The organism is Rhodococcus sp. NPDC058521 (assembly GCF_042719695.1).
Lineage (GTDB): Bacteria > Actinomycetota > Actinomycetes > Mycobacteriales > Mycobacteriaceae > Rhodococcus_F.
Genome location: NZ_JBHXNL010000006.1, coordinates 198,567 through 212,809 on the forward strand (window position 1 = coordinate 198,567; position 14,243 = coordinate 212,809).

The 14,243-nt window shown below is 64.4% G+C and carries 15 protein-coding genes and 1 tRNA gene; 7 read left to right on the forward strand and 9 right to left on the reverse strand.

Translation table 11 applies throughout. The features are described 5' to 3' along the window. Positions 1–48: 48 nt before the first annotated feature. Positions 49–122: transfer RNA gene (locus ACFWO3_RS12415), tRNA-Ile, on the forward strand. Positions 123–158: 36 nt separating this feature from the next. Here the strand turns inward: ACFWO3_RS12415 and ACFWO3_RS12420 are convergent. Beyond that, on the reverse strand, positions 159–737 hold the full coding sequence (locus ACFWO3_RS12420; protein WP_378577695.1) for a TetR/AcrR family transcriptional regulator: 579 nt from the start codon (positions 735–737) through the stop codon (positions 159–161). A gap of 75 nt (positions 738–812) precedes the next feature. Here ACFWO3_RS12420 and ACFWO3_RS12425 point away from each other — a divergent pair, with 75 nt between their 5' ends. Further along, entirely contained in the window at positions 813–1,220 is a 408-nt protein-coding gene (locus ACFWO3_RS12425) for a VOC family protein (protein WP_378577697.1), read from the forward strand. Positions 1,221–1,330: 110 nt separating this feature from the next. Here ACFWO3_RS12425 and ACFWO3_RS12430 read toward each other — a convergent pair whose 3' ends face one another. Next, positions 1,331–1,870, reverse strand: coding sequence for a GNAT family N-acetyltransferase (locus ACFWO3_RS12430; protein WP_378577699.1), 540 nt, complete (start codon positions 1,868–1,870; stop codon positions 1,331–1,333). Continuing rightward, positions 1,867–2,412 (reverse strand): YdeI/OmpD-associated family protein, encoded by a 546-nt coding sequence (locus ACFWO3_RS12435; protein ID WP_378577701.1) that lies wholly within the window; start codon positions 2,410–2,412, stop codon positions 1,867–1,869. Before ACFWO3_RS12435 ends, ACFWO3_RS12430 begins: the two co-directional genes overlap by 4 nt. Positions 2,413–2,511: 99 nt before the next feature. On the opposite strand from ACFWO3_RS12435, the gene ACFWO3_RS12440 reads away from it, so the two are divergent. From ACFWO3_RS12440 to ACFWO3_RS12455, 4 genes are all read left to right on the forward strand, one after another. Further along, positions 2,512–4,752 (forward strand): glycoside hydrolase family 3 C-terminal domain-containing protein, encoded by a 2,241-nt coding sequence (locus tag ACFWO3_RS12440; RefSeq protein ID WP_378577703.1) that lies wholly within the window; start codon positions 2,512–2,514, stop codon positions 4,750–4,752. Positions 4,753–4,866: 114 nt separating this feature from the next. Continuing rightward, complete coding sequence (locus tag ACFWO3_RS12445) at positions 4,867–5,994, forward strand: NDMA-dependent alcohol dehydrogenase (protein ID WP_378577705.1); 1,128 nt, start codon at positions 4,867–4,869, stop codon at positions 5,992–5,994. A 22-nt stretch (positions 5,995–6,016) separates the two neighbouring features. Then, positions 6,017–6,856, forward strand: a complete 840-nt coding sequence (locus ACFWO3_RS12450; RefSeq protein ID WP_378577707.1) for a serine hydrolase domain-containing protein — start codon at positions 6,017–6,019, stop codon at positions 6,854–6,856. Between the two features lie 129 nt (positions 6,857–6,985). Next, positions 6,986–7,495: a DUF3145 domain-containing protein gene (locus ACFWO3_RS12455; protein ID WP_378577709.1), complete on the forward strand. Its 510-nt coding sequence runs from the start codon at positions 6,986–6,988 to the stop codon at positions 7,493–7,495. A gap of 31 nt (positions 7,496–7,526) precedes the next feature. Here ACFWO3_RS12455 and ACFWO3_RS12460 read toward each other — a convergent pair whose 3' ends face one another. After that, positions 7,527–8,003: an acetyltransferase gene (locus tag ACFWO3_RS12460; protein WP_378577711.1), complete on the reverse strand. Its 477-nt coding sequence runs from the start codon at positions 8,001–8,003 to the stop codon at positions 7,527–7,529. Positions 8,004–8,233: 230 nt separating this feature from the next. Here ACFWO3_RS12460 and ACFWO3_RS12465 point away from each other — a divergent pair, with 230 nt between their 5' ends. Next, positions 8,234–8,416 carry a hypothetical protein gene (locus ACFWO3_RS12465; protein ID WP_378577713.1) on the forward strand — a complete coding sequence of 61 codons (183 nt, stop codon included), beginning with the start codon at positions 8,234–8,236 and terminating at the stop codon, positions 8,414–8,416. 222 nt (positions 8,417–8,638) lie between these two features. Here the strand turns inward: ACFWO3_RS12465 and ACFWO3_RS12470 are convergent, their stop codons facing one another. From ACFWO3_RS12470 to ACFWO3_RS12490, 5 genes are all read right to left on the reverse strand, one after another. Further along, on the reverse strand, positions 8,639–10,072 hold the full coding sequence (locus ACFWO3_RS12470) for an acyl-CoA carboxylase subunit beta (RefSeq protein ID WP_378577715.1): 1,434 nt from the start codon (positions 10,070–10,072) through the stop codon (positions 8,639–8,641). Positions 10,073–10,180: 108 nt separating this feature from the next. After that, positions 10,181–11,428, reverse strand: a complete 1,248-nt coding sequence (locus ACFWO3_RS12475) for a KasA/KasB family beta-ketoacyl-ACP synthase (protein ID WP_378577717.1) — start codon at positions 11,426–11,428, stop codon at positions 10,181–10,183. Positions 11,429–11,436: 8 nt separating this feature from the next. Beyond that, the gene (acpM, locus tag ACFWO3_RS12480) at positions 11,437–11,748 is read right to left on the reverse strand and encodes a meromycolate extension acyl carrier protein AcpM (RefSeq protein WP_378577719.1); all 312 of its coding nucleotides are present in this window, start codon (positions 11,746–11,748) and stop codon (positions 11,437–11,439) included. Positions 11,749–11,858: 110 nt separating this feature from the next. Continuing rightward, positions 11,859–12,776, reverse strand: coding sequence for an ACP S-malonyltransferase (locus ACFWO3_RS12485; RefSeq protein WP_378577868.1), 918 nt, complete (start codon positions 12,774–12,776; stop codon positions 11,859–11,861). Between the two features lie 127 nt (positions 12,777–12,903). Further along, positions 12,904–14,175: a PucR family transcriptional regulator gene (locus tag ACFWO3_RS12490; protein WP_378577721.1), complete on the reverse strand. Its 1,272-nt coding sequence runs from the start codon at positions 14,173–14,175 to the stop codon at positions 12,904–12,906. Positions 14,176–14,243: the final 68 nt, after the last annotated feature.

The following is a 14,243-nucleotide window of genomic DNA, read 5'->3' on the forward strand; positions in this document are numbered from 1 at the left end:
GCGAAGTGGCGGTAACATTCCACGCGCTGTGAGGATTTCCCTCGCGATGGGGCGGTAGCTCAGTCGGTTAGAGCCGTGGACTCATAATCCATTGGTCGCGGGTTCGAGCCCCGCCCGCCCCACCGTCTTACGTGTGCCCGTCCGGCTCGGACGAGACGTCACGAGTGGTAGGTAGCGAGGAGTCGGTCGAGCGCGGAGTGCGCCTGTACTCGAGCCACATCGGTGTTCTCTTGCTGGGCGATCCAAAGGGCGGCTTCGTTCATCGCTCCCGAGAGTTGCGCGGTGGTCGCGTCGAGAAGATCGTCCGGCACCCCCACGTTTCGCAGGGCGTCGCGCAGGTGTGCTGCGGAATTCTCGGCGTCGAGCCGTCGCCACTCCTGCCAGCCGACCACCGATGGGGCGTCGATGAGCAGGATACGGGCGGCGGTGCCGGAGGTGATCGCATCGAGGAATGCGTGGGATCCGGCGCGGAGTTGATCGCTCGGGAGTGGGCCGGCCTCTTTCGCGGCCGCGACGACGGCGGCGGCGACCTGAGACTGCAGCCTGTCCACCACTGCGCCGAACAGTCCCGCCTTGCTCCTGTAGTGATGGTAGACCGCTCCCCGCGTAACCCCCACCGCCGTGGCGACATCGTCAAGCGAGACGTCCACGAAGCCCTGCGATGCGAAAAGATCGGTCGCCGACCCCAGAACTGACTGGGCTGTTTGGGCCGCGTGGGCGGCGGAGGCACGGGGCATCGAGTCTTCCTTTACGTACGCAACGTATGTATCCTGATTTCGTTAGATACTCAGTGTACGTAAAGGAGTGGTTCCATGTCTGTTATGGGCTTCTATCCGGTGCTCATGTCTCGGGATGTCGCGGCCGCGGCGTCGTTCTACCGTGAGGTGGTCGGCTTCGAGGCGACCTTCGAGTCTGACTGGTACGTCAGCCTGCGGCTGGACGCATTCGAGTTGGCGATCCTGGCTCACGACCACACGACGATTCCGGCTGGGTACGGCGCCCCTCCGCGCGGGGTCATAGTGAATCTTGAAGTCGACGACGTCGATGCGGTCCATCGCCGCGTGACCGGTCATGCGGATATCGAGGTCGTCCTGCCTATTCGCGACGAGGACTTCGGGCAACGCCATTTCATCGTCGCGGCTCCCGACGGCGTCCTTCTCGACGTGATCCAACCTGTACCGCCCAGCGACGAGTACGCGGATGCCTATGCTCAGACGTGAGCCGTGGTCCCCGCGTTTTCGGTGAATGATGGGTGCTGGCGACGGCTACCGGCTGTGTGGCGAGCCAGTGGACTGGACCCGCCCGCTCGGCCGGATCGCGACGCCATCCACTAACGGTCGCTCGCGAGGGTCCCGAAGATCACGGTGTCGGTCCACTCACCCTTGCTCCACCAGTCCTGTCGCAGATGCGCTTCGTGTCGCATCCCGACGTTCTTCGCGAGACGCGCGGAAGCTGTGTTGCGACCGTCCATCTGTGCCGCGACGCGGTGAATCCGATAGTGGTCGAAGGCGAGGTTCAGCACCGCGCGAACGGCTTCGGCGCCATAGCCACGGCCGCCGAACGTCGGGTCGAGTACCCATCCGATTTCGGCAACCCCATGTTCGCGATCCGTGAACCACAGCATGACGTTGCCGATCGCTCGACCCTCGAGGTCGACAACGAGTGCCAGCGTTCCGCCAGGGCCGTTCAGGCAGGTTTGCTCACTGCGTTCGGCGACCTTCTGCTCGGCAACGTGTTCCGTCCATGGTTCCTCGAGCAGAAACCTGGCGACCTCCGGCCGTGAGTAGACGGCGTGGAATTCGGCGCGATCGCTGGAGACGTACGGACGAAGGACGAGGCGGTCCGTGGTGACGGGAAGGAAGGCTGTCACACCGCGTCCACGAGCTTGCCGTTCTTGGACAAGTCCGGGTCGGTGCAGGCCGACAGGTCGAAGCAGCACGGCCGACGCTTTCCCGAACGCAGTTTCGAGATGCCGACCTCGACGCGGCGTGCTCGGGTGTCGGGGTTCTTGGTGGATCGGATCCACCGGATCCATTCCCACCGCGCCATCGGTGTGATGCTGTCCCAGGTGTCGGCAATGTCAGAGGCCTCGGCGAGTGCGTCCCGAAAGTCTTGCGGCACGTCGGGCTCCGGCCAATTCTTGGTCGGTCGGACCTCGAGCGTCACGGGATCGCCGTCATCGAGGGCCAGGGTTCGGAGTAGCTCCTCGTCGATCGCAAGCCAGTGTCCCTTCATGCCGTCGGGTTCGACAACGGTCTCGAAGGGCCTGCCGTTCAGCTCAGCCTCGACCGCAACCTGGCCGCGCGAGGGGAGTTCTGCACTCGCCCGGTCCGGGAACCTCAGGATCGTCGCGTCGCCGATCGTCTGGACATGTCCGTCGAACTCGATCCGCGTCGATGTCGTGTCAGCCATGTTTCCAGCGTAAGTGTGAGTGTCGGCACGTGCTTGTTCAATAGTGACCGGTTCGTCGACTCCGTAGCGTGGGTACGACCTACGAACGGAGGATTCACGATGGTCACCTCGCCTTACCTGGCCGATCTCACCACCGAGGAGAAGGCATCCCTCACGAGTGGCAAGAACTTCTGGGAGACGGAAGCTGTCCAGCGGGTCGGCATGAGCTCGATCCTTCTCACCGACGGGCCCCACGGTGTGCGAAAGCAGAACGAGGGTGGCGACAATCTGGGCATCGGTGACAGTGCGCCGGCGACGTGTTTCCCACCGGCAGTGGCACTCGGGTCTTCGTGGGACACCGAACTGCTCGAACGAGTCGGCGCTGCTCTTGCCTCGGAAGCCAAGGCGCAGCAGGTCGGAGTGCTGCTGGGGCCTGGCATGAACATCAAGCGGTCGCCGCTGTGTGGACGCAACTTCGAGTACTTCTCCGAGGATCCGATTCTGGCCGGCCGGCTCGCTGCAGCACTCGTCGATGGACTGCAGGCCAACGGAGTGGGCGCGTCGCTCAAACACTTCGCCGTGAACAATCAGGAGACCGAACGACTCCGCGTGAGCGCCGAAGTCGACGAGCGCACGTTGCGGGAGATCTATCTCCGCGGCTTCGAGCACGTGGTGCGCACTGCGGCCCCCTGGACGGTCATGTGTTCCTACAACCGCATCAACGGCACGTATGCCTCGCAGAATCGGTGGCTTCTGACGGACGTACTGCGTGGTGAATGGGGGTTCGACGGACTGGTCGTCTCGGACTGGGGCGCTGTGGCGGAGAGAGTTCCGTCTCTGTCCGCTGGGCTGGACCTCCAGATGCCTTCGACGAGTGGCGTTTCCGACGCCGAGGTCACTGCCGCAGTCGAATCCGGCGACATCGAGATGTCCGTTCTCGATGCCGCCGCCCAGCGAGTGATCACCCTCGTGAACCGGGTACGAGAGAACAGCCGCGAAGAGGGATCGTTCGATTCGGCCGAGCATCACGCGCTTGCTCGCGAGGTCGCTGGCCGGAGCATCGTGTTGTTGAGTAACGACGGGATTCTTCCCCTCGACCCGAACCGAAACGGCAGCCTCGCCGTGATCGGTGAATTCGCGAGAACGCCGCGCTATCAAGGCGCGGGCAGCTCGCAGATAAACCCCACCCGACTCGACAATGCCCTCGACGAGATCCGTGAAATCGCCAGTGGCTGGACAGTGGCCTTCACGCAGGGATTCCCCCTCGGGGAGCCCACAACGAACGCTACCGATCTTGCGACCGAAGCCGTGGATACGGCGAGAAGTGCAGACGTCGCGGTGGTGTTCCTCGGCCTGCCCGAAGACGCAGAGTCGGAAGGCTTCGATCGCGAGCACATCGACCTGCCGGCCGAACAGACGGAACTTCTGCGTGCGGTGCTCGACGTGAATTCCCGAGTGGTGGTTGTTCTGTCGAACGGCAGCGTCGTCCGTGTCGGTGACTGGGCCGAGGGCGTTTCTGCGATCGTCGAGGGGTGGCTGCTCGGGCAGGCAGGCGGAGGCGCAATTGCCGACGTGCTGTTCGGGCGGGTCGACCCGTCCGGCCGCCTGACCGAAACGATTCCGCTTCGACTCGAGGACACCCCTGCCTACCTGAACTTCCCGGGGGAGGCGGGCCACGTCCGTTACGGCGAGGGACTCTTCGTCGGATATCGGCACTACGACGCCCGGAAGATTCCGGTGAGTTTCCCGTTCGGGCACGGACTGTCCTACACCACCTTCGAGTACTCCGACATCAGCGCTCGCCCGTCCGACAAGGGAGTCGTCGTGTCCGTAACGCTCCGCAACACCGGGAATCGAGACGGGCGTGACGTGGTCCAGGTTTATGTGGGAGTTCCGCACTCGTCCGTGATGCGTCCGGTTCGAGAGTTGAAGGCGTTCGCCAACGAGTTCGTCCGGAAAGGTGAAGCGAAGGCGGTGACGATCGACATCGCACGAGAGGACCTCTCGTACTTCGACGAATCCCTCTCGCAGTGGGTACTCGAGTCGGGTGACTATCACGTGTACGTGGGTGCGTCCTCGCGCGATCTTCGCGGAGAAACGACCGTGACGATCGACGGCAACGAGCCGATGCAGATCCTGTCCGAGGAGTCGACGATCGAAGAGTGGACAACACACCCGGTGGGCGGCGACCTTCTGCGTGAGGCGATGGACAAGGCCGGGCCGACCATGTTCGACGACCCGGGTCTGCTGAAGATGATGGGTTCGATGCCGCTGAACCGAGTCGCGTCGTTCCCTGGCGCGCCGGTCGACTCCAAGCAGGTGCGCGAGCTGGTGCGAAGGGCTGGGGAGATGCGCGAGTAGAGGTCACGCGCCGGAACGTCCCGACTTAGGCGTCGTGTAGAACGCGCTTCAATTGCCATGTTTTGTGTCTATCGTCACATTCACGGGTGTGCACATGTGACGAAGGGCAGGTCGATGAAAACCAAGGGCGCGATTCTCTGGGGGCTCGACGAGCCGTGGTCGGTCGAGGACATCGAGATCGGTGACCCGCGCACGGGTGAGGTGCAGATCCGGATGGAGGCCGCCGGAATGTGCCACTCCGATCATCACCTCGTCACGGGCGCCACGCCGATGCCGTCCTTCCCCGTGATGGGCGGGCACGAGGGGTCCGGCGTGATCACGGCGGTGGGGCCCGAGGTCCACGACCTCGAGGTCGGAGATCACGTGGTCCTCTCGTTCATCCCCGCCTGCGGAAGGTGTCCCGCGTGCTCGGCCGGCCATCAGAATCTGTGCGACCTCGGGATGGGGCTCCTGAGTGGTCTCGCCATCAGTGACGGCACCTATCGGATCCAGGCCCGCGGCCAGGACGTCATCCCGATGTGTCTGCTGGGAACGTTCTCGCCGTACATGACGGTTCACGAAAGTTCCGTCGTGAAGATCGACGAGGACATCCCGTTCGCGGTTGCCGCGCTGGTGGGTTGCGGCGTGCCGACCGGGTGGGGCTCCGCGACGCGAATTGCCGAGGTGCGTCCGGGGGAGTCGGTGGTGATCATGGGTGTTGGTGGTGTCGGTATGAGCGCGTTGCAGGGTGCTGTCGCCTCGGGCGCACGCCAGATCTTCGCGATCGACCCGGTGCCCTGGAAGCGGGAGCAGGCGCTGAAATTCGGTGCGACTCATGCGTTCGAGAGTGCGGCAGCGGCAATCGAGCCGATCATCGCTCTCACGGAGGGGCGAATGGCGCAGAAGTCGATCATCACCGTCGGAGAGATGCGAGGCGAGTACATCGAGGAAGCGCTCATCCTGACCAGCAAGGCCGGGCGCTGCGTAGTGACCGCGATGGGTCACATGGCGGACATGGACGTCAAACTCAACATGTTCCTGTTCTCCATGCTGCAGAAGGATCTGCAAGGAAACATCTTCGGCGGCGGCAACGCACGGACCGACGTGCCAAACCTGTTGGCCATGTACAAGTCCGGACAACTCAACCTGGACGACATGATCACGCGCACCTACAGCCTGGAAGAGGTCAACGACGGCTATCGCGGCATGCTCGACGGGAAGAACATTCGCGGGGTGATCCGCTACACCGAGGCCGACCGCTGACGCCTCTCGTAGGCTGTTCGGCGTGGACAGTCTCGAAAACTCTCTCGGCCTGATCGCGCAGTGGCCGGTGGACAATGCGGCTGCTGCCGTCGTCGACCGGACCGGCACCATCGGAAGCCGAGGTGACGTAGACAGTGTATTTCCGCTGGCCTCGGTGACCAAGCTCCTGGTTGCCTATGCGGTTCTGATCGCCACCGAGGAAGGTGCCGTCGAACTCGATCAGCCGGCGGGCCCTGAAGGGTCGACCGTGCGCCATCTTCTGGCACACGCCTCTGGACTCGCATTCGACGAGAACACGGTATCGGCACCCCCGGAAACGAAACGGATCTACTCGAGTGCCGGCTACGAGGTGCTGGCACAGCTCGTAGCCGAGGAATCCGGAATCGAGTTCGCGAGCTATCTGCGGGAAGCGGTGTTCGAACCGCTCGGGATGAACACAGCCGAACTGTCCGGCCCGGCCGGACACGGGGCCCGGGCGTCCGTCGCCGACCTCGCTAGATTCTCTGCCGAGCTCCTGGCCCCGACACTGGTCGCTCAGCAGACGTTCGATGCTGCGACGTCGGTCCAGTTCCCGGGTCTCGATGGTTTGTTGCCCGGCTACGGCTGGCAGCGGCCCAACGATTGGGGACTCGGATTCGAGCTCCGGGATTCGAAGAATCCGCACTGGACCGGGGAGGCGAACTCGCCGGGCACCTTCGGCCACTTCGGTCAGTCGGGCACCTTTCTCTGGGTGGACCCCGCACTCCGGACTGCCTGCGTCGTGCTCACGGATCGTGACTTCGGGGATTGGGCGAAGCCGGTGTGGCCCGAGTTGAGCGACGCCGTGATCCGGGATTGCCGAGCAGGAAGCCAGATATCCTGACATAAATTTCTCGCCAACCACTGGCGCAACACGGTTAACACGAGGCACACTGGTAAATCGAGTGCTCTGGAGCATGTCGACCGAGGTCGTTGGGGAAGACGTCCCTCGTCGAATTGCAGGAGGCTCAAAGTGCGCGCATTGAATCAGTTCGCGGACGTGACGACCGGAGTGGTCTACATCCACTCGTCGCCGGCCGCGCTGTGTCCACACATCGAGTGGGCCCTGACGGCCACCCTGGACAGTCGTGCGGACCTGAAGTGGGCGGCGCAGCCCGCGTCGAGCGGCGTCTTGCAGGCGACGAGCAACTGGGTCGGCCCGGTGGGAACCGGCGCACGCCTGGTCAACGCCCTCCGCGCGTGGCCGATGCTGCGCTTCGAGGTCACCGAGGATGCCAGTGAAGGCGTGGACGGGGAGCGGTACAGTCACGTTCCCGGACTCGGCCTGTGGCACGGTTCGACGAGTGCCAACGGTGATGTGGTCGTGGGGGAGATGCGCCTTCGGGCGATCATGTCCGTCGGCGGCAACGTGGCCGCGGAACTCGACCGTGCGCTCGGATCCGAATGGGATGCCGCGCTCGAGCCGTTCCGCAATGGTGGTGAAGGCGCCGAGGTGACCTGGCTGCCCAGACAGGTGGGCTGAAACAAGCTGGCCGGACGTCGCGATCAGCGGATCATGACACCTTGGTGAGCTGTAGGTGGAGCAACGGATACGGACGCCCTGCCTCGTCTGTTTCGCTGCGACCGACAACCTCGAATCCATGGTGAGCGTAGAACTCCGCAGCCGAGACGTTCTGCTCGTTGACATCGACGCCCGCAACTGCGTGTTCTCTGATTGCATGGGAAAGAAGTGCCGTGCCGATGCCACTGCCGCGTTGGGCTGCGTCGACGAACAGCATCTCCAGCCTTCCGTCGAGTACTCCGGAGAAGCCAACTTGTCGACCGTCTCGCTCTGCGACCGAGAGCAGAACTGCAGGAAAGTAATCGGACTGTAGTTTCGCCTCGATCTCGCCTCGATCCACGTCTGCGAGGAAGTCGTGCGTTGCGTCCACGGCGCTACGCCAGATTGCAGCGAGTGCTGGATACTCGGCGGCGCCGATCGATGGACGAATGTTCGTGGGAGCCACCGTGGGGTCATTCCGAGGGGACATGGGCACATGTTCCCACTACCTTCGATCACCCGCTGCGCCGGCATCACACTGCCTTCGTCGTGCGGACCGCGCAGGCGGATCCGCTGTCGGACATTCTCGGCACTCTGACCGAGTGTGCGCGCAACGTCGCGGGAGAAACGCGCCCGCTGAGTATGCCCTCGGGGGGCTCGTGAACTGTGGGCGTGGCACGCCCACAGTGAGAATCCTGCGACTTCCGGTGCACGGAACAGTTGCTGTCCGAGAACCTGCCCGCGGGGCAGGGACTGCACGTTGCGATCGGCACGTCCGGCCACGGCGTTGCAGGGTTCGCGCGTAGCCACCGTGAAGCACTCGCCGTGCGTCGCATCGGCACAGGTGCCTCGAAACCGGCTCGGTCACGCTGTACGACTCGGTGCAGGTCGCATGTCTCATGACGGACGATCGGGACACCCTTCGTGCACTCGTTCGTCGAGAACTGGACGGCCTGGCGGCGACCGGTGCGGTACCGGCCCGGCTGCGAGAAACGCTACGCACCTACTAGGTCAGGGTCTCGACGAGCGTCGGCTGCCGGTCGAACTCGCGCTCGTCGGCATCGACACCCACGGCGAGGAGTTACTCGATCAGGAGGGCACGACGTAGCCCGAGTCAGCTCGCCGTCACAACGGAATGTTCTTGTGGTCGCCGCGTGCCGGACGTGCGGCCGCCAGTGCTGCTGCCACGACGCTTCGGGTCTTCGCGGGGTCGATCTCGTCGTCTACGACGCCGATCTCCACGGCACGTGCGACGCCGCCGGCGATGGCCTCGTGTTCTATGGCGAGGCGGTCGTGAAGAGCTTCACGCTCTTCTTCCGGTGCTGCGGCCAGTGCCCGCTTGTGCAGAATGCCGACTGCGGCCTTCGCGCCCATGACGGCGACCTCGGCGCCCGGCCAGGCGTACACCGCTGTTGCACCCAATGCGCGGGAGTTCATTGCGATGTAGGCGCCGCCGTAGATCTTGCGAGTCACGACCGTGACGCGCGGAACGGTGGCCTCGGCGAAGGCGTGCAGCAGTTTGGCGCCACGACGAACCACGCCCTCCCATTCCATGCTGACCCCGGGCAGGTATCCGGGCACATCGACGAGGACGACCAGCGGAATTCCGAACGCATTGCACAGGCGGACGAATCGTGCAGACTTCTCGGCGCTCTCGGAGTTGAGGCAACCGCCGAGTCGAAGTGGGTTGTTGGCAATGACACCGACGGTGCGCCCACCGAGGCGCCCGAAACCGGTGACGATGCTGCGGGCGTAATTGCCCTGAAGTTCCTCGAAGCTGGACTCGCCTTCGACGTTGTCGAGGAGTTCGTGAACGATCGGGCGTACGTCGTAGGCGCGCTTCGCCGACTCGGGCATCAACGCGCGGAGATCGGTGTCGCCGTGCTCGGCCGCGGAATGATCGAACTCGCCTTGCTCGGCGATCATCGAGACGAGTCGCCGTGCGCGGTGCAAGGCGTCGTCCTCGTCGCGGGCTGCGATGTGCGCGACACCGGACTTCTTGGTGTGAGTGTCGGGTCCGCCGAGCGAGACCATGTCGACCTGCTCACCGGTGACGCTGCGGACCACGTCGGGGCCTGTCACGAAGACACGCCCTTCGGGAGCCATGATCACGATGTCGGTGAGGGCCGGCCCGTAGGCGGCGCCACCTGCGGCGAAGCCGAGTACGACGGAAATCTGGGGGATGCGACCGGACGCTCGTACCATCGCCTCGAAGACGAGTCCCACCGCGTGAAGGGCTTCGACGCCTTCCGCGAGACGGGCGCCACCGGAGTGCCACAGGCCGATGATCGGGACATCTTCCTCGATGGCCGTGTCGATCGCCTTGACGATGTGCTTGCAGCCCTCGACGCCCATTGCGCCGCCCATGACGGTGGCGTCGGAGCAGTACGCGACGCTGCGAACGCCGTCGATGGTGCCGACCGCGGCGAGTACGCCGGACTTGTCGGCCTCGTGAAGTGTGGTGACGGTGCCGGTGTCGAAAAGACGCTCCAGGCGGGCCAGGGGGTCGCGGGGGTCGGTCGACGGATCAGATTTCGTCGACGGTGCCAGAATTGTCATCGCGTCCTCCTGTAGCGGGCCCTCACTGGGGCTGTCGATGGGTGGAGATTCCGCGTTACGCGTCGTGCGGAATCTCCACCCGCGATCTAGCTGTTTCGAGCCGAGCTCTTATGCCCGGCCGAAGGCGAGCGCGACATTGTGCCCACCGAACCCGAACGAGTTGTTGAGCGCGAAATCGATCTGGCCGGTACGGGCTTCGCCCTTGACGACATCGAGGTCGATTTCTGGATCCTGATTTTCGAGATTGAGCGTGGGCGGAATGATTCCGTCCCGCACACTCAGGACCGTGAGCACCGATTCGAGCGCGCCGACCGCGCCGATCGAGTGCCCCAACGCGGACTTCGGTGCGTACACCGCGGCGTGATTACCGACAGCAGAATTGATGGCGTTGGCCTCTGCAGTGTCGCCGATCGGAGTTGCCGTGGCGTGCGCGTTGATGTGCTGAATGTCTTGCTTCGTCAGGCCTGCTGTCTGGATGGCCCGTGTCATCGCCCGTGCTGCACCGGAGCCCGAAGGGTCCGGCGCGACGATGTGGAAGCCGTCCGACGTGATACCCGCGCCCAGAAGACGAGCGTGGATGGTCGCGCCGCGAGCCTTGGCGTGCTCCTCGGTCTCGAGGACCATGAGCGCGCCTGCCTCACCGAAGACGAAGCCGTCGCGATCCTTGTCGAACGGACGCGACGCAGCCTTCGGGTTCTCGTTGTTGGTGCTCAGCGCACGCATCATCGCGAAGCTTGCGATCGGCACGGCGTCGAGGTAGCCCTCGACACCACCGGCCACGATGATGTCCGCGTCGCCCATCACGAGCATTCTGTAGGCGTGAGCGATGGCCTCGGAACCGGAGGAGCATGCCGAGACCGGAGTGATAACTCCTGCCCGGGCACCCAGTTCGAGCCCGACCGTTGCGGACGGGCCGTTCGGCATGACCATCTGGACGGAGAACGGGGACACCTTGCGGTAGCCGCCGGTCTTCATCTTGTCCACTGCCTCGACGAGAGCCTCACCGCCGCCGAGCCCGGTGCCGATGACGACACCGAGACGATCCTTGTCGACCTCCGGCGATCCCGCCTCGCCCCAGACCTTGCGGCCGAGAACGAGGGCGAGGCGCTCGACGAAGCTCATACGCCGGAGTTCGACGCGGGAGAGCGACTCGTCGGGGGACACCTTGAGGTGGCCACCGATCTTCACCGGGAGATCGTTCTCTTCGATGAAGGCGTCGTGAAGGACGTCGATGCCGCTCTCGCCGGCCAGCAAGCCCTTCCACGTGCCATCCACATCACCGGCGACCGACGTCGAAGCTGCAAGGCTCGTGACGACGATGTTGGGGAAATTCCCGTTGCGGGTTGCGGAAGTCACGGTAAGGCTCACTCCTCGTCGTTCTTGGATGCTTCGAGCTTCGCCTTCACAGCTTCTGCCTCGGCGCCACCCTCGGCCTCGAGCTTCTGGATGTAGCCGACTGCGTCACCGACGGTGCGGAGGCTCGCGAGATCCTCGTCGGGGATCTTGACGCCGTACTTGTCCTCGGTCTGGACAGCGATCTCAACCATGGACAGGGAGTCGATGTCGAGGTCGTCGACGAAGGACTTCTCGACGGTCACCTCGGAGGGTTCGATGCCGGTGACCTCCTCGATGATCTGTCCGAGTTCGGCAACGATTTCTTCCTGGGTGAGTGCCACGGGTGGCTCCCTTCTGGTTCGGTGTAGATGGTCAATTTCCAGTTGTGCAGGCCCGAACCGGGTGGTTCGGACTCGCGGCCCTGCGCGCACCCGCAGGTGCGCGCAGCAAACTAACCGACTTTGCTCAGCTCGGCCAGTGCGGGAATGTCCCCGGGGGTCTTGAGTGCCTGCGTCGGCGTGCCACGCATTTCACGCTTGGCGATGCCGACGAGTGTTCCGGCCGGGGGGAGTTCCGCGATCGCGGAAACCTGGGCGTCACGCAATGTCGCGGTGCACAGGTCCCAACGCACAGGTTTGGTGACCTGCGCGGCCAGCTTAGTCAGAGCATCGGCGCCGGATGCGACCGCCGCGCCGTCCGCGTTGGACAACAGGGTTCGCGTGGGCTCCGAGGGGGTGATCTTCGCGGCGGCGGCGGTGACAGCTTCCTGCGCCGGCGCCATGAAGCGAGTATGGAATGCGCCGGCGACCGGCAGTGCGCGGACGCGCGCCTTCTCCGGCGGGTTCGCAGCGAGTTCTTCGAGCGTAGTGAGAAGACCTGCAGCGACGATCTGACCTGCAGCATTGCGGTTGGCGGGCTCGAGTCCGAGCTCCTCGAGGCGGCCGAGCACGGCCGCTTCGTCTCCGCCCAGCACGGCAGACATACCGGTTGGCTCGACCGCACAGGCCTTCGCCATTTCCGCTCCGCGGATCGCGGCCAGCGCGACGGCGTCGTCTGCGGTGAGCACACCGGCAACGACGGCAGCTGCGAGTTCACCGACGGAGTGTCCGGCAGCGATCGTGTCGTCGGGGAGCAAGCCCTGGCGCTCGATCTCTTCGTAGGCGAGCAGAGCCGCTGCCACGACGAGTGGCTGGGTCACCGCGGTGTCGGTGATCTCCTCTGCGGTTGCGGTGGTGCCGAGACGAACGAGGTCGAGGCCGGCAGCCTTCGACCAGAGTTCGAGTCGATCCTGTGTACCGGGAAGCTCCAGCCAAGGGCTGAGCATCCCGGGCGTCTGAGAGCCCTGACCCGGGGCGAGCAACGAAATCACCATTCAAGAGAACACCGTCACACCCGGGATGCGAGATGTCGTAGGCCATGAACTCTGCCGACCAGATTTGTAGGGTTTCCACAAATTCCCACGTGGGAATCACGCATCGTCGGTAAGCCTCTGGGCGTTACAAGACGACTTCTCCATATGTGAATGGTGTGACAGCTGTTAAACGAGGGGTCGGTTCGTGATGAGATTGAGTCAAACGACCGACAGTGGCCGCGACCCGGAGAACGTACGCATCACGGGGATTCGTAGGTTCCCGACCGGTAACTTCTGCGATTCGCTTGAGTCGATACCGCACAGTATTTGGATGAACAAACAGCTGCCGAGCACATGTCTCGACCGCGCCGCCGCAGTCCAGGTATGCGTCGAGAGTGTCCGTGAGGACCGAACCCGTCGCTGACAGCGGCGCGACCAGGGAATCGTTGAGGGCCGCCACGGCCGCCGAATCGCCCAGAAGTGCACGTTCGGGTAGCAACTCGGCTGCGAAGACCGGTCGAGGAGCTCCCCGCCAACCGGACACCGCCTGCAGACCCGACAGGGCCTCGACGGCGCTGAAATGAGCCGCACCCAGAGTGGGGGTCGTAGGGCCGATGACAACCGGCTCGTCTGCGAACTTGGTGAGCAGATCGATCATGAAAGGTGAGCGACCCGCAGGCTCGTGGAGCTCGCCACTGACCACCATCACCAAGCGCGACCCCTGCACCACGGCCAACGCGGCGCGCTGATGCTTCTCGGCGATCGTGTGCATGGTCCCAACCACCGACACGCGCTCGTCCGGAGGGGGAGTGCCGACGATGACGGTTGCCGGGGCAGTCGCATCCCAGTTGAGCGTCGCCGCCCTCGAGAGCATGTCGGAGCCGGTGTCCCCACGAACCACCGCATCGACGACCAACGCCTCGAGGCGCGTGTCCCACGCACCACGGGACTCGGCCGCGCTCGCGTACACCGATGCCGCCGCGAACCCGAGCTCGCGGCCGTACCGCAATACTGCCTCGGTGAGTGCCACGAGCTGTTCGTCGTTGCGGGCGAGAGCCGGCAGCCACTGTTCGAAGAACTCCATGGCCACTCGGACCATGTCCACCGTCTGACTCAGAGTGAGGCGCCGAGCGAGATCCTGGGGGATGACCTGGAAGGCGTCCAAGCTGAAGCGAATGTCGTTCTCGGGGTCCTTGAGCCATTCGAGGAAGTTCACGACGGCCGTCTGCACCAGCAACTGCACATTGGCGCGTTGGGAGGCGTCAAGGTCGTCGAAGAAGGGCAGCTGATCCTGCATCGTCGTGACGGCCTCGGTGGACAGTCGTCCCGAGAACTGCTTGACCCGGCGGAGCAGCGCGTCGGGCAAGGGATCGCGCGTCTGCTTTCGGCGGGACACCAACGGACTCTGCTCGGCCATGCTCACGAACCTACGCCCACCGTCGTGCGCTCATGAAGCAACACGGCGGTGGGCGTGATCGTCGGTTC

Coding starts and splice junctions, on each gene's coding strand:
- ACFWO3_RS12440 (WP_378577703.1), top strand. CDS start 2,512: ATGGTCACCTCGCCTTACCTGGCCGATCTCACCACCGAGGAGAAGGCA.
- ACFWO3_RS12435 (WP_378577701.1), bottom strand. CDS start 2,412: ATGGCTGACACGACATCGACGCGGATCGAGTTCGACGGACATGTCCAG.
- ACFWO3_RS12445 (WP_378577705.1), top strand. CDS start 4,867: ATGAAAACCAAGGGCGCGATTCTCTGGGGGCTCGACGAGCCGTGGTCG.
- ACFWO3_RS12490 (WP_378577721.1), bottom strand. CDS start 14,175: ATGGCCGAGCAGAGTCCGTTGGTGTCCCGCCGAAAGCAGACGCGCGAT.
- ACFWO3_RS12470 (WP_378577715.1), bottom strand. CDS start 10,072: ATGACAATTCTGGCACCGTCGACGAAATCTGATCCGTCGACCGACCCC.
- ACFWO3_RS12425 (WP_378577697.1), top strand. CDS start 813: ATGTCTGTTATGGGCTTCTATCCGGTGCTCATGTCTCGGGATGTCGCG.
- ACFWO3_RS12420 (WP_378577695.1), bottom strand. CDS start 737: ATGCCCCGTGCCTCCGCCGCCCACGCGGCCCAAACAGCCCAGTCAGTT.
- ACFWO3_RS12460 (WP_378577711.1), bottom strand. CDS start 8,003: ATGTCCCCTCGGAATGACCCCACGGTGGCTCCCACGAACATTCGTCCA.